Annotated in this window: 21 protein-coding genes and 1 pseudogene; 8 read left to right on the top strand and 14 right to left on the bottom strand. The window is 60.0% G+C overall.

Annotated features, from left to right (window positions below; all coding sequences use genetic code 11):
* Positions 1 to 98: 98 nt before the first annotated feature.
* Both A6U86_RS08810 and A6U86_RS35580 read right to left on the bottom strand, forming a co-directional pair.
* Positions 99 to 404 (bottom strand): annotated as a pseudogene (locus A6U86_RS08810) (aldehyde dehydrogenase family protein); the annotation flags it as partial.
* A 25-nt stretch (positions 405 to 429) separates the two neighbouring features.
* A complete protein-coding gene (locus A6U86_RS35580) occupies positions 430 to 852 on the bottom strand; it encodes a hypothetical protein (RefSeq protein WP_198929039.1) in 423 nt (140 codons plus the stop codon).
* Positions 853 to 959: 107 nt separating this feature from the next.
* On the opposite strand from A6U86_RS35580, the gene A6U86_RS08820 reads away from it, so the two are divergent.
* Positions 960 to 1,286, top strand: a complete 327-nt coding sequence (locus tag A6U86_RS08820; protein ID WP_244509853.1) for a hypothetical protein — start codon at positions 960 to 962, stop codon at positions 1,284 to 1,286.
* A gap of 6 nt (positions 1,287 to 1,292) precedes the next feature.
* On the opposite strand, the gene A6U86_RS08825 is transcribed toward A6U86_RS08820, so the two are convergent.
* Positions 1,293 to 2,222: an MYG1 family protein gene (locus A6U86_RS08825; RefSeq protein ID WP_068389675.1), complete on the bottom strand. Its 930-nt coding sequence runs from the start codon at positions 2,220 to 2,222 to the stop codon at positions 1,293 to 1,295.
* 343 nt (positions 2,223 to 2,565) lie between these two features.
* On the opposite strand from A6U86_RS08825, the gene A6U86_RS08830 reads away from it, so the two are divergent.
* The 6 genes from A6U86_RS08830 to A6U86_RS08855 all read left to right on the top strand — a co-directional run bounded on the left by A6U86_RS08830 (position 2,566) and on the right by A6U86_RS08855 (position 8,456).
* Entirely contained in the window at positions 2,566 to 3,672 is a 1,107-nt protein-coding gene (locus A6U86_RS08830; protein WP_244509854.1) for an ABC transporter ATP-binding protein, read from the top strand.
* Positions 3,673 to 3,722: 50 nt separating this feature from the next.
* The gene (locus A6U86_RS08835) at positions 3,723 to 4,856 is read left to right on the top strand and encodes an extracellular solute-binding protein (protein ID WP_068389680.1); all 1,134 of its coding nucleotides are present in this window, start codon (positions 3,723 to 3,725) and stop codon (positions 4,854 to 4,856) included.
* Between the two features lie 67 nt (positions 4,857 to 4,923).
* Entirely contained in the window at positions 4,924 to 5,748 is an 825-nt protein-coding gene (locus A6U86_RS08840; RefSeq protein ID WP_068389278.1) for an ABC transporter permease, read from the top strand.
* Positions 5,745 to 6,581: an ABC transporter permease gene (locus tag A6U86_RS35140; RefSeq protein WP_068389281.1), complete on the top strand. Its 837-nt coding sequence runs from the start codon at positions 5,745 to 5,747 to the stop codon at positions 6,579 to 6,581. The genes A6U86_RS08840 and A6U86_RS35140 overlap by 4 nt, the downstream gene beginning before the upstream one ends.
* Entirely contained in the window at positions 6,578 to 7,609 is a 1,032-nt protein-coding gene (locus tag A6U86_RS35145) for a LacI family DNA-binding transcriptional regulator (RefSeq protein ID WP_068389284.1), read from the top strand. Before A6U86_RS35140 ends, A6U86_RS35145 begins: the two co-directional genes overlap by 4 nt.
* Before the next feature lie 139 nt (positions 7,610 to 7,748).
* A complete protein-coding gene (locus A6U86_RS08855; RefSeq protein WP_068389286.1) occupies positions 7,749 to 8,456 on the top strand; it encodes a hypothetical protein in 708 nt (235 codons plus the stop codon).
* A gap of 371 nt (positions 8,457 to 8,827) precedes the next feature.
* Here A6U86_RS08855 and A6U86_RS08860 read toward each other — a convergent pair whose 3' ends face one another.
* Positions 8,828 to 9,745 (bottom strand): SDR family NAD(P)-dependent oxidoreductase, encoded by a 918-nt coding sequence (locus tag A6U86_RS08860; RefSeq protein WP_068389289.1) that lies wholly within the window; start codon positions 9,743 to 9,745, stop codon positions 8,828 to 8,830.
* Positions 9,746 to 9,765: 20 nt separating this feature from the next.
* A complete protein-coding gene (locus A6U86_RS08865) occupies positions 9,766 to 10,545 on the bottom strand; it encodes an SDR family NAD(P)-dependent oxidoreductase (RefSeq protein WP_068389292.1) in 780 nt (259 codons plus the stop codon).
* Between the two features lie 137 nt (positions 10,546 to 10,682).
* On the opposite strand from A6U86_RS08865, the gene A6U86_RS08870 reads away from it, so the two are divergent.
* Positions 10,683 to 11,621 (top strand): AraC family transcriptional regulator, encoded by a 939-nt coding sequence (locus tag A6U86_RS08870; RefSeq protein WP_068389295.1) that lies wholly within the window; start codon positions 10,683 to 10,685, stop codon positions 11,619 to 11,621.
* A 57-nt stretch (positions 11,622 to 11,678) separates the two neighbouring features.
* Here the strand turns inward: A6U86_RS08870 and ftsZ are convergent, their stop codons facing one another.
* The 9 genes from ftsZ to A6U86_RS08915 form a co-directional block, all read right to left on the bottom strand.
* Complete coding sequence (gene ftsZ, locus A6U86_RS08875) at positions 11,679 to 12,686, bottom strand: cell division protein FtsZ (RefSeq protein ID WP_068389296.1); 1,008 nt, start codon at positions 12,684 to 12,686, stop codon at positions 11,679 to 11,681.
* Between the two features lie 195 nt (positions 12,687 to 12,881).
* Complete coding sequence (locus tag A6U86_RS08880) at positions 12,882 to 13,952, bottom strand: ABC transporter ATP-binding protein (RefSeq protein ID WP_068389297.1); 1,071 nt, start codon at positions 13,950 to 13,952, stop codon at positions 12,882 to 12,884.
* A 67-nt stretch (positions 13,953 to 14,019) separates the two neighbouring features.
* On the bottom strand, positions 14,020 to 15,318 hold the full coding sequence (locus tag A6U86_RS08885) for a D-tagatose-bisphosphate aldolase, class II, non-catalytic subunit (protein ID WP_068389301.1): 1,299 nt from the start codon (positions 15,316 to 15,318) through the stop codon (positions 14,020 to 14,022).
* Entirely contained in the window at positions 15,315 to 16,268 is a 954-nt protein-coding gene (locus A6U86_RS08890; protein ID WP_068389303.1) for an SIS domain-containing protein, read from the bottom strand. The genes A6U86_RS08885 and A6U86_RS08890 overlap by 4 nt, the downstream gene beginning before the upstream one ends.
* A gap of 11 nt (positions 16,269 to 16,279) precedes the next feature.
* Complete coding sequence (locus tag A6U86_RS08895) at positions 16,280 to 17,137, bottom strand: carbohydrate ABC transporter permease (RefSeq protein WP_068389306.1); 858 nt, start codon at positions 17,135 to 17,137, stop codon at positions 16,280 to 16,282.
* Positions 17,137 to 18,054: a carbohydrate ABC transporter permease gene (locus tag A6U86_RS08900; protein WP_068389309.1), complete on the bottom strand. Its 918-nt coding sequence runs from the start codon at positions 18,052 to 18,054 to the stop codon at positions 17,137 to 17,139. Before A6U86_RS08900 ends, A6U86_RS08895 begins: the two co-directional genes overlap by 1 nt.
* Positions 18,051 to 19,307: a sugar ABC transporter substrate-binding protein gene (locus A6U86_RS08905; RefSeq protein ID WP_068389311.1), complete on the bottom strand. Its 1,257-nt coding sequence runs from the start codon at positions 19,305 to 19,307 to the stop codon at positions 18,051 to 18,053. Before A6U86_RS08905 ends, A6U86_RS08900 begins: the two co-directional genes overlap by 4 nt.
* Positions 19,308 to 19,338: 31 nt before the next feature.
* On the bottom strand, positions 19,339 to 20,298 hold the full coding sequence (locus tag A6U86_RS08910; RefSeq protein WP_068389314.1) for an N-acetylglucosamine kinase: 960 nt from the start codon (positions 20,296 to 20,298) through the stop codon (positions 19,339 to 19,341).
* Complete coding sequence (locus tag A6U86_RS08915; protein WP_068389317.1) at positions 20,295 to 21,089, bottom strand: DeoR/GlpR family DNA-binding transcription regulator; 795 nt, start codon at positions 21,087 to 21,089, stop codon at positions 20,295 to 20,297. The genes A6U86_RS08910 and A6U86_RS08915 overlap by 4 nt, the downstream gene beginning before the upstream one ends.
* Between the last annotated feature and the right edge of the window lie 136 nt (positions 21,090 to 21,225).

Consider the following 21,225-nt stretch of genomic DNA (forward strand, 5'->3'; position numbering starts at 1 on the left):
AGCGCATCAAATTATCACTGGGCTCACGCAGTCCCGTCGAGTATCAAGAAAGCCTTGGCCTAACAGTATAAATTAGTCCAACTTTTTATCCGCATCCCCGAATCCCATGCAAACGGCAAGGGCGCGCCCATCTCCTGGCTGACGGCCTGGGCGATATCCTCGAAACGCTCGTTGTAGCACGCCAGAATCCGCTTCAGGAGCGCCAGGCGCTCTTCCTTCGACGCCAGCGAAAAGCTCTCAAAGGCCTCCTTTGCCGCGGCGACAGCCTTGTTTACATCGGCAGCGGAACCGACAGATATGGCGGTATAGGCCTCCTCGGTGGAGGGGTCGATAACCTCGATCGTCTTCGGCACAACAGGATCGACCCAGGAACCGTCGATGAAGAATTTCAGGTGATTGTTCATGTGTTCTCCATTGTCGTTGGTGAGCTTACGCCGGAAGTATCGGGCAGGAAGTGCCCGGTCGAAGCGAGGCGAAGAAACGGTTGCCGGTCGTCATGGCAGCATGTTCCGATTGCCGGGGTAAGTCGGCCGCCAGGCTATATTTATCCTCTGAAAGAAGGTAGACGCGCAAGCTGCGCCCATGAAAAACGACGCCTTCCACAGTTAGGCCGGCCGAACCTTCGCTGTGTTCATGCGGGACGAAAATATCATCCGCCGGGGCGGTGCCGGAAACTGCCTTCAACAACGTTGGCAAGCGGCCATTTTTGGAATAGCCGAATGGTTTAAGCCGCCTGAACGAGATCCTGCAGGTAAATGCGGGATGTTCATCAAGGATTGAGGGATCGGTATTCCATGGGAGGAAGCAACATGCTGGCACGCGCGGTAATCTGCTTATGTTTGCTATCGACATCAACTGCCGCTGCTGATGGCAAGCTCTATAAAAACTCGAGATTTGGCTACTCGATCGACATCCCGTCCGCATTCAGGATCGTCTCGATTGCCGACAATGGCGACGGTATGAGCCTCGAGTCGGCCTCCGGATCGGCGAAGCTCCTGGTGTGGGGCAACAACATCATGCAGGAGAGCTTCAAGGCAGAGAGCGCCGAGCGACGCAAGTTTTACGTCGAGGAAGGGTGGCAGATCACCTACGAAAAGCGCGCTGCGAAATGGGCAAGCTTTTCCGGAACCCATGGCGAGCGCATCCTCTATGTGAGGCAGATCGGGCTCTGCGATGGCGCCATGGGCAATTTTTCGCTCGAATATCCTCAGAACGATCAAAAGCTTTATGGCGCCATAGTAGATGGTCTCGTGAAGAGCCTTGCAGCCGCTGGACCCTGCGAGTGAAATTGCCTATTCCGCAGCCGCTGTTGCTTCCTTCACCGCCAGTTCGGCCATGGCGAGCGCTGCCTCGCGGGTCTTGGCAGCAGCGATGAAGCGGCCATTGTGGCAGAAGGTTGCGCCCTCCACCCCGCAGGCAGACTCCAGGTCGCCGCCGGTCAGGCCAGCCCAGGCTGCAGGTAGATCAGCCCGCAGCTCAAACCCCTCTTCAGCGCGGCGAATGCCGGTGAGGCACCAGTCCTTCTCACGCGGGTGAACGACGAACAGCAGGTGATCGGCGCGTGCCTTCACGATGGCGGGCCGGAACGGCATTCCCATTGGCAGTTCCAGCACAAGCCCCTCGCCCGTTTTCACGATGGCCTGGTGCACAAGCGCCTCGGCACGCAATTTTGCGGCGCTTTGTCCGATCCTCGCCTCGACGAAACGGCGGGCGATGGCCAGAGCGTCGTGGAAGCTGCGATCCTCGGCCCCAGGGTCGGTTTCGTCGAAAACGGGCTTCAAGGTTTCCAGCAAAGCGGGCAGCGTCAACCCGGCCAGTGGCCCTGCAACGGCGGGGCTGAGCGCGCCATTGTCGACCAGATCGACCGGCAGCACGAACCTCGCATCGAAGGAAGCGTGGACCAACTCAATATCAGCTTTGGGAAGGCCATAGGCGGCAAGATAATCCCGCCCAAAGTGCTTCCAGATCAATCCAAACGAACTGAAGGGCTGACCGTCGTCGCGGAGCGGCGCACCACGCTGATGATGGTCGAAGATGCGCTCGGCTGCGTTATACTTCCCGCCGACGTCGTAGATGATGCGGTCTGCACCCGGCGTGATCCATTCCGGCGCCCTGCTGCGAACGATGCGAGCCTGCGGGAAAAGCCGGGTCAGGATGACGCTCGACAGCAGCTCATCGGCATGGAAGCCACCGGAATGGGTGACGAGGAAATCTGGATTCATGCCGGAACGCACCTTGTTGTTCGCGAAGTACCCTCTTGGGGTCGGCACCAGATAACTGCTGCGGGATGTCAGCTCAACCCACCATTCACTCATTTCGACGCAATAAAGGAATTCCAGCATCGGACGGTGAGTGCGGTGATCTCGGTATGAGCGGCACGAGTGAGCGGCTTTTGGCCTCACCTCCAGCAGGCACAGGCTCCGAGGAATAGCCGGCCTCGATTTGCCGTCGCGGAAGCCTTTACCGTCGACACCGCCATTTTCCAACTTGCTGTCATTTGCCTGTCAAGGAGCTCCTATATTGAACCGTTAAGCGGCGATGCACGGCTGTGCAATGGGGGTTTTCTTGGATCAAGGCGCGTTTTTGGAGCTTGACGGCATTGCGAGCAAGTATGGTTCGACATCCGTTTTGTCGGATATCAACCTGCGTATTGAACGTGGTGAATTCGTCGCTCTTCTCGGTTCTTCGGGATGCGGAAAGACGACATTACTCCGGGTGCTCGCAGGCTTCGTCAATCCATCTGCCGGGCGCGTGGTTGTGCGCCATCGCGATGTGACCGGTCTTGCGCCGGACAAGCGCGGCATGGCGCTGGTTTTCCAGTCCTACGCGTTGTGGCCGCATATGACGGTCGATCAAAACATCGGTTATGGGCTGAAGCTCAAGGGCGTGTCGAAAGCCGGGATTGCCGAGAAAGTTGCCGCGATGGAGACCCTTCTGGGTCTTAAGGGCCTGGGAGCGAGGAAGCCGATAGCGCTTTCCGGCGGTCAGCGGCAGCGCGTGGCGCTCGGGCGGGCGCTTGCGGTCGATCCGGAAATACTTCTGCTCGACGAGCCGCTCTCCAATCTGGACGCCAGAATTCGCCTGACAGTCCGCCATGAGCTGCGCGCGCTGCAGAAGCGCCTCGGCATCACTGCGATCCACGTCACGCATGATCGTGAGGAAGCGATGGTGCTCGCCGACCGGATCATCATTCTCGATGCCGGTCGCATCGCTCAGAACGGCACGCCGGAACAGGTATACAACCAGCCTGGCTCTGCCTTCGTTGCCGCCTTCATGGGTGCGGAGAACTCACTGCCGCTTAGCGGTGTGGTAAAGGCGGATACGTTCGTCATCGCCGAGAGTAAGATCAACGAGACGGCTCAGATTCCAATGCTGTGCTCGCCGCTTTCGGATGGAGAGGTGGAAGCGCGCTTCCGCCCTGAGGCAGCCCGCCTGTTCTCGATCACGGAATCCTGCCCCGATGACGGTATCCGCTTCAGGGGCACGGTCGCCACTGCAACCTATCCCGGCGGCTACTGGCGCCATTCGGTCCGCGTTGGCGAGCACGAAATTCTCGCAGACGGGCATCGCGCTTTCGAACCGGGCGAGGAAGTCATCGTGCATGTGGCGCCACAAGCGCTTTTTCTTTTCCCAAGCCGTGATCGGGCAAAGCCGGCCGATCACCAGCAGTAGATGGGAATATCGACCCCCGCAGCCTTAACCTGAACAATGGAGTAGTGTTCATGAAAAGATTGGCTTATGCAGCGTTCGCGCTGGCGCTTGCAACCATCCCCGTCAAAGCTGAAGAACTGACGGTCGCAACAGCAGGCGACCAGAACATGGTTGATTATATCAACCAGTACCTCGGCCCGTTGTTTGAGAAGACTTACCCCGGCAACACGGTTCGCGCAGTCGGCACTGGCCCTGGCGATGCCGGCTCGCAGAAGATCCTCGAGCGCTTCGATGCTCAGGCTGCCGCCAAAAGCCCTGTCTGGGATGTCGACGTCGCTGTCGTCCATGAAAAGTTCGCCGGCCCGCTGGTCGAAAAGGGCTATCTCGAAAAGTATCGCGGCAGCATCGACACGGGTACGTTCGTCACCCGCGACAACGCCAAGAATGCACTCGGCGCCAATGTCGACGGCTATGTCATGCCGATGTTCAACAGCCAGACGGCGATCGCCTACAATCCGGCCATGGTGCCGAACCCGCCCAAGACCTATTCGGAACTGGCAGACTGGGTAAAGGCGCATCCGAAGCAGTTCGGCTATAACGGCATCAAGGGCGGCGCTTCGGGCGTAAGCTTCGTCATGGGCTGGGTCTACGCATTCGGTGACGGTGATGCTCAGAACCTCATGGTCGGTCCCTACAAGGAAGAAGAGACAAAGAAGTGGGGCGGCGCCTTCAAGAGCCTCGCCGACTTCACGAAGAATGCGACGCTGACGCCGGGCAATGCCGGAACGCTCGATCTCCTGAGCCGTGGCGAGATCGCCATGGGCCCGGTTTGGGTCGACATGTTCTACAGCTGGCAGGCCAGCGGCCAGCTCCCGCCGGATCTGAAGCTCTTCCTCCCCTCGCCCGGCATGCCTGGCCAGCCGATGCACTACATCATCCCGGCAAAGACCGGCCACAAGGAACTGGCCGAAAAGTTCGTGGCGCTCGCGACGAGCCCGAAAGTCCAGGCCGATGGCATCGTCAAGCGCTTCAACTGGTATCCGGGCATCGATGCGACCCGCGTAAAGGCTGAGCTGGACGAGGCCACCTGGAACAAGCTGTTCGTGGACATCTCGCCGGAAGATCTGGCGACCAAGGGCAAGCCCTTCCCGATCGCCAAGTACAACAACGCCATTCTCGAAGCCTATGAGAACTCGGTGAAGTAACCAATGCCGCAAGGCTGGCTCCCCGCTCAACCGGCGGGGAGCTCCACACAAGTCAGACGGGCTGCCGATGCGAAACTATATGATTGGACTGTTGCTTGTGCTGCCGGCGCTGACGGTGATCGCGCTTCTCTTCATCCTGCCCATGGTCATGTCCGGCATCGGCGCCTTTCAGCTTGAAGGCGGCAACTATGGTCTTGGCAATTTCCAAAAGGCATTCGATCTCTACGCCAAGGACATCCTGTTCACAGTCGTGATCGTCAGCCTTTCATCGGCATTGGTCGGGATTATTTCGGTTGCCATCGGCGGCTATCTGACCCTTGGCGGCAATCCCTTGGCGATTGCCATCCTGCGCTGGCTCTATCGGTGGCCCCTGTTCATTCCATTCATCGTCGTGGGGCAAATACTTCGGACCTTTTTGTCGAAGAGCGGGTTGATGAACAGCACCGCCGTCAGTCTTGGATTGATCTCGCCGATCGATACAACGAGCTTTCTCGACTGGCGGGGTATCGTCTTCGCATTCGTTTGGAAACAGACGCCCTTCGTCGCCATGCTGGTCGCTGGCGCCATGGCCTCGATCAACCGCGACAATATCGAGGCGGCGCGCAATCTTGGTGCCGGACGGCTGCGTATCCTAGTCGAGATTCTCGTGCCGCAGGTCGCCGTCACGCTGACCGTCGGGCTTGTTCTCTCCTTTGTGACGATGATGTCCGTACTTTCGGTGCCGATGATGATCAACGCCCAGTCACCGACAATGCTCACCGCCGACATTGCCTTTCGCGTCAATGCCTATGGCGACTATGGCGTCGCCAATGCGCTGGGGATCATCTCGCTCGTGCTCGCATGCTCGGTCGCATGGATTTATCTGCGCCAAAATCTGAAGGCACGCGCATGACCCTCATCAACTCCAATATCCAGGCTCGACTAAGCCTTCTTTGGTGGGTGCCGCGTGGCATCGTCTTCGGCCTGATCGCTTTCCTGATTTTCGGACCGATTGCAAACCTGCTGCTGTGGACGGTGGCGGAGAAATGGTATTTCCCCCACGCCCTCCCCCTCCAATACGGGTTCAGCTCGTGGGTTCGCGTCTTCGCGCCGCGTGGTGGTGCGACGGAGTCGCTGGTCAACTCGCTCATCGTGGCAGTCCTGACCGTGATCGTTTCCCTGTTGCTGGCAATCCCGGCGGGTTACGCGCTGGCGCGCCTGAAGCTGCCGTTGCGGGGGTTGATCCTGCTTGCCTTCCTCATTCCGCAGGCCTTTCCCAATCTGACGATCTACGTCAACGTCGCCCGGATTTTCTACGAGCTTCGCCTGAACGGAACCATTCCCGGCGTGGTGCTGGTCCACGTCTCCCATGGATTGGTCTACGCCGTCTGGATCGCGACGGCCTCTTTCTCTGCGATCGAGATCGAACTCGAGCAGGCGGCGCGCTCCGTCGGCGCAGGCGCATTGAGGGCATTCTGGGATATCACCCTGCCCCTTGCCGCACCGGGTCTGATGGCCAGCGCCATATTCGTGTTTCTGGAAAGTCTGGACGAGTTTACCGGCAGCTATTTCGTCGGCGCCCCCGACGTCAACATGCTGCCATTGCTCCTTTACACGGCCGCATCAGGAGGAAACTATCAGATCGCCTCGATCACAGCCTTGTTGCTGCTCGTTCCTTCCTTGCTGTTCATGCTGATGGTAGAGAGGTTCCTCAAGTCGGACGTCCTTTCACGAGTGGGTCATTGATATTGGGCAGTAGCGAAAGCGAAGAACGGCAGAGGGAGCGGCGCTTTGTCAGCGCCGAGGACGTGGCCAGATTGGCGGGCGTGTCCCGATCGGCAGTCTCCAGAACCTTCACCCCCGGCGCCAGCGTGGCCCCGTTGACCCGTGACAAGGTCATGCGCGCGGCCGAGCATCTCGGATATCAGGTGAACGACCTGGCGAGAGCGGTGCTCAACAACCACAGCCGGTTGGTCGGGATCGTCGCCACCAATCCGGAGCTTGGCTTTCGCGCCCACCTTGCCGCGGCGCTCGCCAAGGCCCTCATTCAGCGGGGCAGCATCCCGATCCTGATCAATACGGGGCAGACCGAAGAAGAACTGCTGGCCGCACAGAAAACCTTGATCGGCCATCGCGCCGAGGCAACGATCATCCTCTCGGGATCGACGCCGAAGAACTTCGTGGACCTTGCCCATCGCAACGGCCAGTCGATCGTGGCGATCGGACGGTCAGAGCCGGGAGCGGATCAGGTGCGCGTCGGCAATACGGCTGCAGCGGCTAAGGCGGCGGAGATGTTTGTGCGGCGCGGTCATCGCCTTCTTGGGATAGCCGGGTCGCATTCCGGCACGCCAAGCATCACCGAGCGTGAGACAGGCTTCGTGCAGGCGGGAAAAGCGCTGGGAGCGACTGTCGTCGTCGCCAAGGGGCAAAATACGGATTACGCGGGCGGACTTGAGGCGGCACGCCAACTGTTGTGCGGCGACGATCGCCTGGAGGCGGTGTTCTGCGTCAATGATCAGATCGCATTTGGGCTGATGGATTTTGCGCGGAGCGAACTGGGATTGAGCATCCCGAACGATCTGGCGGTGATCGGGTTCGACGACGTGCCGGAAGCCAGCTGGCTGAGCTATCGCCTGACGACCTTTCGTCAGGATCCGGTCCTGATGGCCCGGCAGGCGGTTGATCTCATCGACCGAAGATTTGCCAATCCGGACGCGGCGCCGTTCACGGAGAGCGTCGTCCCCGAGCTTGTGACGAGGCTGAGCGCTACTTAATACGCTCCTGTGATTGCAAATGGGCTGATCGCACTCCGTGCGCAACATTGGACGGGAGGTTCGCGATTTCAATCCGCCTACAGCTCTGGGCAAGTCGCAACATATAGGCCTACCCCTGTAAATTGTAGCGGGGGTAGCAATGCAAATCCAATCGGTGTCGACGTCGCCAACGTCGAACAGTCTGATTTCGGCGAATGATGGCATCAAGAAGCAGCGCCAGGATCCGCGCCGGATACTCTTGAGCTCAAGCTCCGATGCCAGAGCCCGTGCTCAAAGCAAGATCGAAGATGCGAAGCAGGAACTTGATTTTCTGAAGCGCTATGGTTTCCCGCCGCAAGTCATCGCCGGGATCGCGGGGGAACTCGCGCGTTCGGTGGGCGCCGCTGCGCAACAATTCTCCCAGGCGATCGGAGCTGCCGGCGCGTCTTCCGCAGTGCCAAGTGCCCCCGTCGCCGACGCGGCGGCCAGCGCGGAAGCAGGCGCGGTGTTATCGGACGATACCGAGTCCAACACCACCAAGGATGCCAGCACGACGAATGACGGCCAGGCGAATGATGCCAAGGCGGACGACCCCGATGGCGTCGATGCAAAGCAGGCCAAGCTCGCCTACCATGCCATGGTCGAGGATGGTAACGCAGGCTCCGGTTTCTCGTCGGGCGATCAGAAGATCGTCGATCAGTTCAATGCGATACTGGCGGAGATCAAGGCGCTTCTCGACAAGGCCAAACGTGACATGCAGGCCGATAAGCAGGCGGCTTCCCAGCCTGCCTCGGCGGAGATGCCTGGTGACGACACAATGATGCAGCCACCGGCCGGCAGTGCAGGCTCGACGGCCCTGTTTATCTGATCCAGCCATCTATTGATGGCTTGGCGCATCGTTTCCAGTCCACAACTTATTGGCATGCCCAACTGGGTGGTTTGCTTGGTGACTCAAACCACCCGTTTGGGTAGCTTAGATATACCTAAAGTAGTGATATAATTCGAGCTACCGGGTTGGATGCCACCCCCGACCCGGCAACTGCAGCGTCCGACGAGGCCGTGCCCCCCGCTGGTTTCGTCGGACACGCTCCAGATGGTTTCCAGCCGATCTGGAAGCCTCGGCAATTGGCCACGGCGCGCTTTCCAAACGTAGAATACAGCCCACACGACATGCTTGCGCTCAGGCGCGTGCTGGTGACCTGACCAGGGCTGCCGTCCGCGAAATGCAGCGTGAAGCCGTTACCTGTCGGCCGGAATGCTCTCCAGAAAGTCACGAGTTTCCGCCACGACGCGATCCTGAAACGCGATTTCCCGCACTTGCGCAGACCCCTGCATCGGCTTTCCGACCTCGTCGAAGTAAACGCCCGTCACCTTTCCCGCATTCAGCAGCACCTTCACCGCTTCGCGGGCCGCCAGCTTCGGAGTGCTCCAGTATTTGATGTAGGGCGCGAGGGGCGAGAGGACGTACTTCATCAGAAGGCGCAGGAAGATATTGGCATCGCGTCCAAGGCCGCTGCCTGGACTGAAACCAGGCTCCAGGGCGTTGACGTAAAGGCGCGGGTTCTCGCGTGCCAGTGTGTAGACGGTTGCGAGGTTGCATTGTTTCGAGGTGGCGTAGGCGTCCGCACCGGGCATCTTCGACCCGTCCGCTTTCCACTCGCCCCGCGCGCTCGCCTCAACCGAAATGTAGCGACCACCTCGAAAACCCGCCACTCTGGCAGGCTTTCGCTCGGGGTCCTCCACGCCCGATGCGATGAAAACGACGTTCGCGCCATCGGGCAGATGCGGCAGAAGCGCTTCGGTGAGTGCAAACGGGCCGAGATGGTTGGTGGAAAAGGTCGTATCCCAGCCTAGTGTGTTCCTCGTCGCCTTTAGCTGCATGATACCCGCATTGTTCAACAGGCCCCCGATCGGAAGATTGAGGGCGATAATCTCCTGAACCGCGCGTTTGACGCTGGCAGGTTCCGACAGGTCGCAGACGATGGATGCGGCCTGTTGTCCTCGCTGTTCGATGAGCTTTTTTACCTCAGACAGCCTTGCGGGGTCGCGTCCGACGAGGACGACGTTTCCATGCCTGGCAAGTTCAAGCGCGGTGTCTCGGCCGATGCCCGAAGTCGGCCCGGTAACAATGTAGGCCCTGTCGTTGGGAAAAGTCATGATGTTCTCTTTTCAAGGTGTCAGATATGAACGCCGCCAGCCACTTCGATGCGCTGTGCGTTCACCCAGCCGAACTCTTCGGACAGCAGCCCGGCGATAACCTGGCCGACATCGTCGGGCAGACCGACGCGCCCGAGCGCCGTATGATCGGCGACCATCTGGTTGACCTGCGGATTATCCCTGACGATGCCGCCGCTGAAGTCGGTGGCGATAGCCCCAGGTGCGACGACATTGACGGTGATCCGGCGCGGGCCTAACTCCAGCGCCATATAGCGGGTGAGAGCCTCCACGGCGGCCTTCATCGGCCCGTAGATGGCGCGTCCATTCAGGGCAAATCGGGCAAGCCCGGATGAGATGTTGATGATCCTGCCGCCGTCATTGATGTGCGGCAGCAATGCCTGGGTGAGCAGGAAGACGCCTTTGAAGTGGACGTTAAACTGCGCATCGATCTCGGCCTCGGTGCCGTTCGCCAGCGTTGCGGCAGAGGAGGTGCCGGCATTGTTGACGAGATAGTCGAAGCGGTCGGCTTCCATTTTCGCGAGAGCGCTCCGGACGCTCTCGACGAAGCCCGCGAATTCAGCGGCGTTGCCGGCATCGAGCTGCAGGGCGATGGCCGTCGCACCCGCTTCGGCGGCAAGTGCTACGACCCTATCGGCTTCTGCCTGATTTGACTTGTAGGTGAATATCGAACGGACGCCGCGTTTTGCGAGGTTCAGCACCGTACTGCGACCGATCCCGCGGCTGCCGCCGGTGATGATGGCGATCTTTTGGGTTGATCCTGTTGAATTCTCAGATGTCATGATGGGCTCCTATATCCGGCCAATGGTCGATTATAGGCAGGAGCGGAGCCTCAGTTGAATGCCGAAACCATCCTGTTTCTTGCCTATTCCTGCTGATGGATCTATGGTGCGAGCTTGCGCGATGAGGATGAAAAAACATGCTCGAGGAATTGGCGGCGGCGATGCTGGACTATACGGATCGTCAGAAAGGCATGAGTCCCTACTTCACGCCGATCGACAGCATGGCCATTCTTCGCTCCGACCATCCGAAGCCGCCAGTCCACCGGATATCGCAGCCGGCCATGTGCATCGTGGCTCAGGGTGCCAAATGGGCGAGCTTCGGCGAGAACAAGCTGGAATATAAGGCAGGCGAAGCCCTGGTCGTCGGGGTGGAGGCACCGTCGATCGGACGCGTCACGGAAGCCAGTCCGGATAAGCCATGTCTCGTTCTGGCGTTCGAGCTTGACCTTGTGATCATGCGAAGCGTCGCCGAAAGCCTGGATGAGCCCCCAAAGGCAAGCGGAGATACTGGACGCGGCGTATTCGTCACCGACTTTCAAGGCCCGCTCGCCGATTGCGCGCTTCGCCTGGTTCGTTTGCTTGATACGCCAAAGGCAATCCCGACGCTTTACCCGGTGATCATGCGCGAGATCTGCTACTGGCTCCTGACCGGGCCTCACGGCGGGGATATCATCCGCATGGCTTTGGCGAACAGTCCCTCGCAGAGGGTGCTGGAGGCCATGCGTCGCCTGCGCGAACGTTTTGCGGAGCCCGTTCGCATCGACGAGCTGGCGGAAATCGCCCAGATCAGCGTCTCTGCCTTCCATCGCCAGTTCAAGGCACTGACATCCGTCTCGCCGCTGCAATACCAAAAGCAGCTTCGGCTTCTGGAGGCGCGCCGCTTGATGGTTTCCCGAGCAGTCAACGTCGAAGCCGCCGCGTTCCAGGTCGGCTACGAAAGCCCATCCCAGTTCAGCCGTGAATATGCGCGCATGTTTGGCGAGCCGCCAAAGCGGGACCTGAAGCGCCTGGCTTCAAGACTTCAGGACGATATCGTCCAAGGAGATCACAAGGCCATGCTTATGGGAGCCGCCTAGGCCGCCCCTATCCTGATGCCTGCCTGCTTGGAGTTGGGCGCCTTTCAGCGCCACTCTTTAGCGCTGATCCAGTCCGACGCTTCCGAACTGATTGCCGGCCGCCGCGAAACCATCGAGACCCGTCGCAACGACCGATACCCTGAACACGCCGTCAAGGTTCCGGTCAAAAATCGCACCGACAACGATATCGGCATCGTCAAGGACTTCATCGCGGATGCGACTGGCGGCCTCGTCGACCTCGAACAGCGTCATGTCCGTGCCGCCGGAGATCGAGATCAGCACGCCGCGAGCGCCCTTCATGCTCATGTCATCCAGAAGCGGGTTGGCAACGGCGGCGTCTGCCGCCTTCAATGCACGGCCCGGACCGCTCGCCTCGCCCGTTCCCATCATCGCCCGGCCCATGCCGCGCATGACGGATTTGACGTCGGCAAAGTCGAGGTTGATAAGGCCTTCCTTGATGATGAGGTCGGTGATGCAGCTGACGCCGGCATAGAGCACCCGGTCAGCCGTCACGAAAGCATTCGCGAAGGTGGTCGTGGCATCCGCAATGCGAAACAGGTTCTGATTGGGAATGACGATGACGGTATCCGTACATTCACGAAGCCGGTCGATACCCGCATCGGCTGTGCGCATGCGCCGGTTGCCTTCGAAGGTGAAGGGCTTGGTGACGACGCCGACCGTAAGGATGCCCGCCTGTCGCGCCACTTGCGCGATGACCGGTGCCGCGCCCGTGCCGGTGCCGCCGCCCATTCCGGCCGTGATGAAACACATATGCGTGCCTTGAAGGTGGTCCATGATTTCATCGATGGATTCCTCGGCGGCTGCACGCCCGATATCTGGCAAGGAACCGGCGCCGAGACCTTCGGTTACCTGCGCACCGAGCTGAATGCGCTTGGCCGCTTTCGAGGTCGCGAGCGCCTGTGCGTCTGTGTTGGCGGCGATGAATTCGACGCCCTGAAGCTCCTCGGCAATCATGTTGTTGATCGCGTTGCCACCGCCGCCGCCGACACCTACGACGGAAATCTTCGGTATCACCCCGGAAAGCGGTGCGCGGATGTCGGCCATGAAGGACTCCAATGGATCAATTTCAACGTCGCTCACGATCGCGTGCCACTATGGGCGGAGACCGTAGCGATTCGCGGAAGCATAGAGATCCTACCGAGGAACGTGTGCGCATTACGGCACGAGCCGGCGACTCTCCACAAGATAATGAGTTTGGCGGGATAACGATTCCAATCGTCATTCGAAACCGCTCGGATTCTAGGCCGGCATCAGCCGCTTTTCCGTTTTCGCATCAAATAGATGTACCTTGCCGAGGTCCGGAGCGATCACGATACTATCGCCAGCCCGCAGATCCAGCCGCTCCCTCACGGTCGCGATGAGGTGGTCCGAGCCGAGCTTGGCCGTCACCTGGGTTTCAGCGCCAGTGGGTTCAATGAGCACGACTTCGGCTGCAACCGGCCCTTGCCCGATGGTGAGATGCTCCGGTCTGATCCCGTAAATGATTTCCGCCCCCGGCTCCAACGCCGCTCCGACGGGTAAGGGCAACTGCCCTCCCCCGTCTGCAATGAAGGTGGGTGCGCCGGCAGTGCCGACTTTGCCGCGAATGAGGTTCATTCCCGGCGAACCGATGAAACCGGCGACGAAGAGATTTGCCGGGTGGTCATAGAGATCCAGGGGTGAGCCGATCTGCTCCACATATCCGTCCCGCATCACCACGATCCGGTCGGCCATGGTCATGGCTTCGATCTGGTCATGCGTGACGTAGACGATCGTTGTCTTCAGCCGCTGATGCAGCTGCTTGATCTCGGAGCGCATCTGAACGCGCAGCTTCGCATCCAGGTTCGACAATGGCTCGTCAAACAGGAATACCTGCGGCTGCCGCACGATTGCCCGACCCATTGCCACGCGCTGGCGCTGGCCGCCGGAAAGGTTTCTCGGATATCTGTCGAGCAGGTGCTCAAGCCCGAGAATCTGAGCGGCCTCCAGCACTCGCTGCCGCGTCTGTTCCTTGGGGGCTTTCGCCAGCCGCAGCGAAAACCCCATATTCGCCTCGACGGTCAAATGCGGGTAAAGCGCGTAGGACTGAAAGACCATGGCGATATCGCGCTCCTTCGGAGCGACATTGTTCACGACCTTGCTGCCGATGGAGATCCTGCCGTCGGAAATCTCCTCCAGCCCGGCGATCATGCGCAACAGGGTCGATTTTCCGCAGCCGGACGGTCCGACGAGGATGACGAATTCGCCGTCCTGGATATCGATATTGACCCCGTGCAGAACTTCGAAGTGACCGTAGCTCTTGCGGGCATTCGCCACGTTTACTGACGCCATAACTCTCTCCGGCTGGAATTCTTAAAGTTCGGTCTGCGGCCCTTCGCTGAAGATGGCCACGCTTCTGTTATCGGGCTGCCGTGGCAGCGGAATAAGGCGCCAGCGCCGCGTCGATCGCAGCAAGGCAGAGTTCTCTCGCCCGTGGGACGATCCGCTTCGACACCACATCGGGATAGAGCCTGGCCAGATATTGGCTGATCAGGGTCTCCGGGATATCACCTCGGAGCCGATCGAACACTGCATCGACGGCGGCGGATGCGCGCGCGTCTGGCCAGTAATAGCGAATACGGTCGCTATAGCTGAAATGTCGCTGCAGCCTCTGTTCCTCGGCTCTGCCGGTGTAGTGGCCGGTCCAATGTGTGGGTTGATCGAGCATAATTGCTTCCATGGTCGCGGCCAGACCGGTGTGCTGTGGCTTTCCGGCCATCACATCCGCGATTGCATCGAGACAGTAGAGCGCTTCCCGCAGGGCAAAGGTCAAGCCGGGTCCCACCTTCAGAATGGCAAAGCCACTGTCGACAAGAGCGGACAGGGCTTCCGTTGGCTGGTAGTCGGTCGAATGCGCTTCAAAAAGCAGCCCCGGCATTTCGTCCAGAGCAGAAATGAGGTTCCGGGCTCTCTCGGGTCTGTAGAGTGCCACATTGGCGTTGCCGAATTCCACGCCCGGCTGGACCACGATGCCGATGACGCGCTCCATTGCCGCCGCGACACCTGCCTCGGCGAAGGAGGAGCGATGAACCGCCAGCGTTTTCAAGGCTGCGTCGGCCCGTGTGATCTCGATCTCTTCGAGCGCATGCGTCGCTCCACCAGGCGGCGGCACTTCGGTTCCGACGACGTAAACTGGCGGACGGAAATCGGAACGCTTCGCCGCGTCTTCCGCGACTTTGGCAAGGCGCGCGGCCCGGGCCGCGGTCAACTCGTCGGCAAGTGCAACAGGCTCGCCGGCGCAGCCCATGGAGGTGTCGAGATGGAGCTTCTCGAATCCCGCCTCGACATAGGCGGCTACCATGGCCTCTGCCCGCGTCATCGCTTCCTCGGCGGGCAGCTTTCTCCACGGATTGGGGCCGAGATGATCGCCCCCGAGAATGATGCGCTCGGCGGGATAGCCGACCTCTGCGGCGATCCCTTCGATGAACCGGCGAAAGTCCGCCGGCTTCATCCCGGTATAGCCGCCCTCCTGATTGACCTGATTGCAGGTGGCTTCGATAAGCACCGCCCGGCCCTCGGCAGCTGCGCGGCGAAGCGCCGCCTCGATGACGAGCGGGTGAGCCGAGCAGACGGAGGTAATGCCGCGCGGCAGGGGCAGATCTCTCGCCCCGAAGAGCTTTCGAAGCGCGATCTGACGGTTCTCTTCGATCGACGTCATGCGAGTTTGACAACCTTGGTCAGGTGGCGCGGGGAAACGGTATCGATCTGATGGGCCTGGGCAACGCGTTCGCCAAGGATCTGCAACGCCGGGAGGACGACGAGACCGGCAAGCGAAAGATCGACATCCGTGGCGAGTTCGAGATCTCCCGGGCCACCAATTCCGATGACAACCGCGCCCTTTTCTCTCAGCTCATCCACCAGCTTCATCTCGGCCTCTTTCTGATCCGAGGTGTAGAGCACCACTGCGGCAGTCTTTTCGTCGACAAGGCTGATGGGCCCGTGGCGATATTCGAGCGGGTGGAAGGCTTGCGTCATCACCTGGCTCATTTCCATGAGCTTGAGCGCGCCTTCCAAGGCAATACCGAACAGCGGGCCACCACCCAGAAATACGAAATGCGAGCGGCCGGCGATAATCTGGGGAAGTGCTGCATCGAGGTCGCCGGCGAGCCGGCGGGCGGAACTGACCGCCGATTGCGGAATTTCCTGCCCGACCATCTGTAAGCCGAGAAGCACCATAAGGCTCGCCGACACCGTCATGACGATGCCTTCTTCCGGATGTGTCGCGGCGGCGATCATCCGATCGCAGTTTTTCGCGAGCGAGCTTTCCGGTTCAACGGTTATGGCCGTTACGAAGGCTCCGGCTGCGCGGCTTGCCTTGGCCGCGGCGACAGTTTCGGTCGTTTCGCCGCTGCGGGAGAGTGCGACCACATGGGTCTTTCGCCATTCGGGCCAGAAGGCCGACGGCCGGTTCTGCCATTCTGCACCAGGCACGGCGATTGCTTTGTATCCGGCCATATTCGAATAGGCAGCCAGCGAGAGCGCAAGATTGAAGGATGTGCCGCAGCCGACAAAGACGAGCAGCTCGGTGCTATCGATGGCTGAATTCGAGCCAATGGCCTTTTCCCAGTAAGGGTATTGCTCGAAAATAACCTTTTCGGTCGTGTTCATGGGGTCTCCGATTATTTGACCGAACCAGCCAGCAAGCCGCTGACGAGGTATCGGTTGAGGAAAATGACGACCAGGGCAGGAATGACGATTGCGATCGAGCCGCTTGCCGTGATCAGGCCATAGTCGATGAAGTTCTTGGTGACGAATTCGGGGATCAGAACCGTCAGAGGCTTCGTCGCCTGCGGCGAGAAGATGAGCGGAACGAGGTATTGTCCCCAGGCACCCAGGAAGGTCAGGATCGCGGCTGCCGTCAGCCCGGGTCCGGCGAGTGGCAGCACGATATTGAAGAAGATGTAGAGCTTGCCCGCGCCGTCGAGCTGCGCAGCCTCCTCCAGGGCGATCGGAAGGGCCTCGAAGACGCTTCTAAGCAGCCACAGCGACAGCGGCAGATAGGCCGAAACATAAATCAGTGCGACACCGACATAGGTATCGACCAGATGCAGCTTGATCATGATCTGGTAGAGCGGGATCAATACGGCATAGGCCGGGATCGCCAGCGTCGCCACGACGGCAATGAAGAGCGTCTTTCGGCCAGGAAATTGAAGCCGCGTAAACGCATAGGCACCGAGCGCGGAGACCGCGACGCAGAGCAGCGTCGCCGCTACCGAGGTCACCACGCTGTTGATCAGGGCTGCCTGAAATTGCTTGAACACTTCCACGCCGCCAATCCGGGCGATGTCGATGCCAAGCAGTCGAGAATAATGATCGAGCGTGAAGTGCTTCGGGAAGAAGTTGATCGGCCGCGTCGAGAAATCGTCTGTGGGTGTGACCGAGCTTGCAATGGTCCAGTAGATCGGCCCCAGGGACCAGATCAACAGGACGGCAACGCCGGTCCAAACCATGATTCTATATGGAATAGTGGTCTTCATCAGTCGAACCGTGTGTTGCGATAAACGCGAAGGACGTAGACGAGCGAGATGAGCAGAGACACCAGCGTGATGACCACCGAGAGCGCCATGCCATAGGAAAAGCGGAGGTTCTGGAACGTCTCGAGGTAGATCTGCACCAGCACGGGCCGCGTCTCCAGGCTTGCACCCGCAAGGACCCAGGCTTCGTCGAAGAGGTTGAAGGCATTCACGGTCGCATTCGTCATGGCGACGGCGATGGCGCTTCGAACGAGCGGAAGGGTGACCAATCCGAACATCTGAAAGCGCGTGGCTCCGTCGATGCGGGCGGCCTCATAGAGATGCGCCGGAATGCTCTGCATCGCCGCCAGAACGATGACAATGGTCAACGGCATCATCCGCCAAACATGAACAACGGTGACGGCTATGATCGCGCTGGTTCGATCGTTGAACCAGACGTGGTTTTCGAAGGGCAGCCCGAGTGCCGAGAGAATGCCGTTCAACAGGCCGGCGCCTGGCTGATAGATCCAGAGCCAGATCACCGAATTGACGACGCCGGGAAGAGCCCAGGGCAGAATTACTGCCGCAAGCACCCATTGCCGCCCGACCTTGATCTGGTTGATCAGCGCAGCCGCAAGGACGCCGAAGATGGTCTCGGCGGCCACGGCCAGAACGACGTAGATGAGCGTGTTGACCCATGTCGTCGCGAGCTGGCCGTCGGTCAGCATGCGGGTGTAATTCTCGAGGCCGACGAATGGAGTGCCCGCCTGCATGGGATTGACCCTGTGCAGGCTGTCCCACAGGGTCCGTCCCATCGGGTAGAAGACCAGGGCAGCCATGGTGATGACGATGGGAGACACCAGCAGCAGGCCCAGTGTGGTGTCGGCGCTGACGCCGACCCCACGCTTGCTCGTAACACCTTCTGACGTAACGGCTGTCATTGCGACATTGCCTGCTTGGCAGCATCAGCGATAGCCTGCATCGCTTGGTCGACTGTCATCTGACCCTTGGCGGCGCTGTTGATCGCCGTGTTCACGCCACTGGAGAATTGCGGATACCAAGGCGGAGTGCCCTGCGGGAACAGCGGTTCGACCGTCTTGGATTGTGCGACGAGGGCATCGCCACTGATCAGCTTTCCGGCCTCGTTCAGCTCGGATAGCGCCGAGGTGCGTGTCGGCAGGAAGCCGTTGGCGGCGTTCTTTTTCTGGAAATCCTTGCTTGTGAACCACTTCACGAAGGCGATCGCCGCCTCCTTGTTGGGGGAAACATTTGGAATGGCAAGGGCTTCCGGCAGGCCGAAACTGCGCGTGTTGCCGCTCGCCGTCGGTACCAGGATGGCTTCGACCTGGCCAGCGACCTTCGACTGCTTGGGGTCATTCATCTGGCTGAGGCGCCCCGGCTCGCCCGCGATCATGATACTGGCGATGCCCTGCGCAAACATGCTCTCATTGATCTGGCTGTCCTTCAGGCCGGTCGAGGCCGGATCGACGAGCCCTTCCTTGAGCAGCATCAGCTCGAAAGCGAGCGCCTTGTAACCCGCCGAATCCGGCGAGGTGAAAAGCGGATTGAAGTCCTTGTCGAAGAGTTCGCCGCCGAATGCCTTGGTCAATAGGTACCAGCTCGTCGACGCACCTTCCGTGGCCGAAACCGGCAGGCCGATCGGATATTGGGCAATGCCCTTTTCCTTGATCTTCTTGGCGGCGGCGACCAGCGCATCCAGCGTCTTCGGCATCTCGGTGATGCCCGCATCCGCAAAATGCTTCTTGTTGACCAGCATGACGCGGAAATCGTTGCTGTAGGGAACGCCGAGCAGCTTGCCGTCAACCGTAAAGATATTCGAAACGCCGATATCCTTGACGGTGTCTGCATCGATTACATCGTTCAGCGGCAGATACCAGCCGGCCGCGCTGAACTGGCCGGTCCACGACCAATCGAACTCGGTAACGTCGGCCGGTGCGGTTCCGGCTACGAGGGCTGTGATCAGCTTGGGGCGGATATCGTCCCAGGACAGCGTCTGCAGGTCGACATGAATGCCGGTTTCGGCTTCAAAATCGGCTGCGATATTTGCGCCTTGCGGCGATGGCATCAGTACGGTGATCGATTGGCCGGCCAGCGGCTTGGCATTCTGAGCGAGAGCGGGCATGGCGATCGCCAGGGCCGCTGAAGCGAGTAGAGGCAAGATGAATTTATGCATGTTCCCATCCTTGATTGTTCTTGAGCTCAATTCACTTGGATGCGCGGTCACCGCCTTTGGCCGTGGCCGCGATTTGCTCGCACCAGCCCTCTTCCAGGGGCCAGTCGAGAAGTTGGGCAGCGGCCAGGAGCGCGCCACCAATAGGGGGAAGTTTCGGCTGAGCCGGCGGCCTGCCAATGCGGCGCTCAAGCGCGCTCAGGAGGATGCGGCTCGAAAAAGTGCCGCCGGCATAGGTCCATTCGGCGCCCGGATCGCAATGTTCGGCAATCGCCCGATGATGTCTGGCGAGCTCGTCGGCTGCCTGTTCAAGCAGCCCCAGAGCGCCCTCGTCGCCACCTTGGGCAACCTCATCGACCAGCGCCGCCAGTGCGGCAATTTCCGCTCGTGGATTGGCAAGCCCGCTGACCCAATCGCCAAGCCCGTTCATCGGATCCGCCGCATCGAGATGAAGCCGGGAGAACAAGGCCTTAGCCAGCGCGGTCGCGGGAGCACGTCCGTCCAGGCTCTGACTGACGAGGTTGAGCGCCTTGCCCCCGATCCAGTGGCTGCTGCCTTCGTCCCCGATCACATCACCCCATCCGCCCGTGCGAGCAGAGGTGCCGGCGGCATTGCGTGCCCATGACATCGAACCCGTGCCGGATAGAATGAGAATGCCCGGTTGGCCAGCAAATGCACCGAGATGCGCTGCGTCAACGTCGTTGAGCACCTGACGGCGGATATGTGGAAATGCCCGTTCGATAGCATCGCGTTGAAGCGCCGATAGGCGCTCGACTTCGCCATAGGCAGGCAGGGCAGCGGCAACAGCCGCTAGTCGTGGTTCATCGCGAAAGGGCTGCAGATGCCGCTCCAGCTCTTGCAGCCAGTTCGGATTGTCCATGGGGTTGACGCCGCTGCCGCGGGATGTCCGCAAGATCCGGCCGGTTCGGTCTGCAAGGGCAACCAGCACCTTGCTTCCACCACCATCGATGCCAAGGATCAGCTCGTCGCTCACTCCTTTGCCCCCGCATCGGCGATTGTCGTATCGACGCCGAAGTTGACCAGTTCGTCGCGCCAGTGGCGCGTCAGCCCGGAGTCGGTGATGACTTTTGCAGCATTCAACGGCGCGACCTTGTAGGTCGCCATGGTCCCGAACTTTGATGAATCGGCCAGAACGAAACGATTGGCCGATCGCGCCAGCATGCGCTGGTTGAGGCTCGCCTCCGCGCTATCCACGCTGTAGATCGCGCCATCGGTGCTGATTGCGCTTGCGCCGAGGAAAAGCTGATCGAACCAAATTGTCTCGAGCATCGCCTCCGCCAGCGGCCCGACGAATGATGCATTCTCGCTGCGCAGTTGACCGCCGAGAAGCACCACTTCGAGGTTAGGAATATTCAGGAATTCCTGTGCAACCGTCAGCCCGTTGGTGAAGATCCTGAGCGGCATGGGGTTGATGCGAATGAGGCGGGCAAGCTGCAGGACGGTTGTTCCCGCATCGAGAAAGATGGCCGTGCGCGGATGCAGCAGCTCATAGGCCGCGGTAGCGATCGCCCGCTTGGCCGACAGATGGCGCTTTTCCCGCTCCTGAAACGCAACTTCGACCGATGATCCCTCGGCAATCCGCGCGCCGCCATGAACCCGGTCGATCGCGCCTTCCTGCTCCAGAATCTGCAGGTCTCTTCGAACTGTGGCAAGCGAAGCCCCGATCGCATCGGCGAGCGCCTGGATGGTCGAAAAGCCGTTCGCATAAAGATGGCTGCGAATAGCATCGAGACGATCGACCTTTACTCCAACTGCCTGGCTCAACGAAGAACTCCCATGGTCTTAGCCTTATTTTCAATCACATTTTCATCCAAAAAGATCATTGTCAATCAGATTTCTGATTTTTTATGATCAATTGGCGATGCGTTAAAACAAAAACGCGCCGTCAAATCGACGGCGC

This window comes from Rhizobium sp. AC27/96 (assembly GCF_001692325.1).
Lineage (GTDB): Bacteria > Pseudomonadota > Alphaproteobacteria > Rhizobiales > Rhizobiaceae > Rhizobium.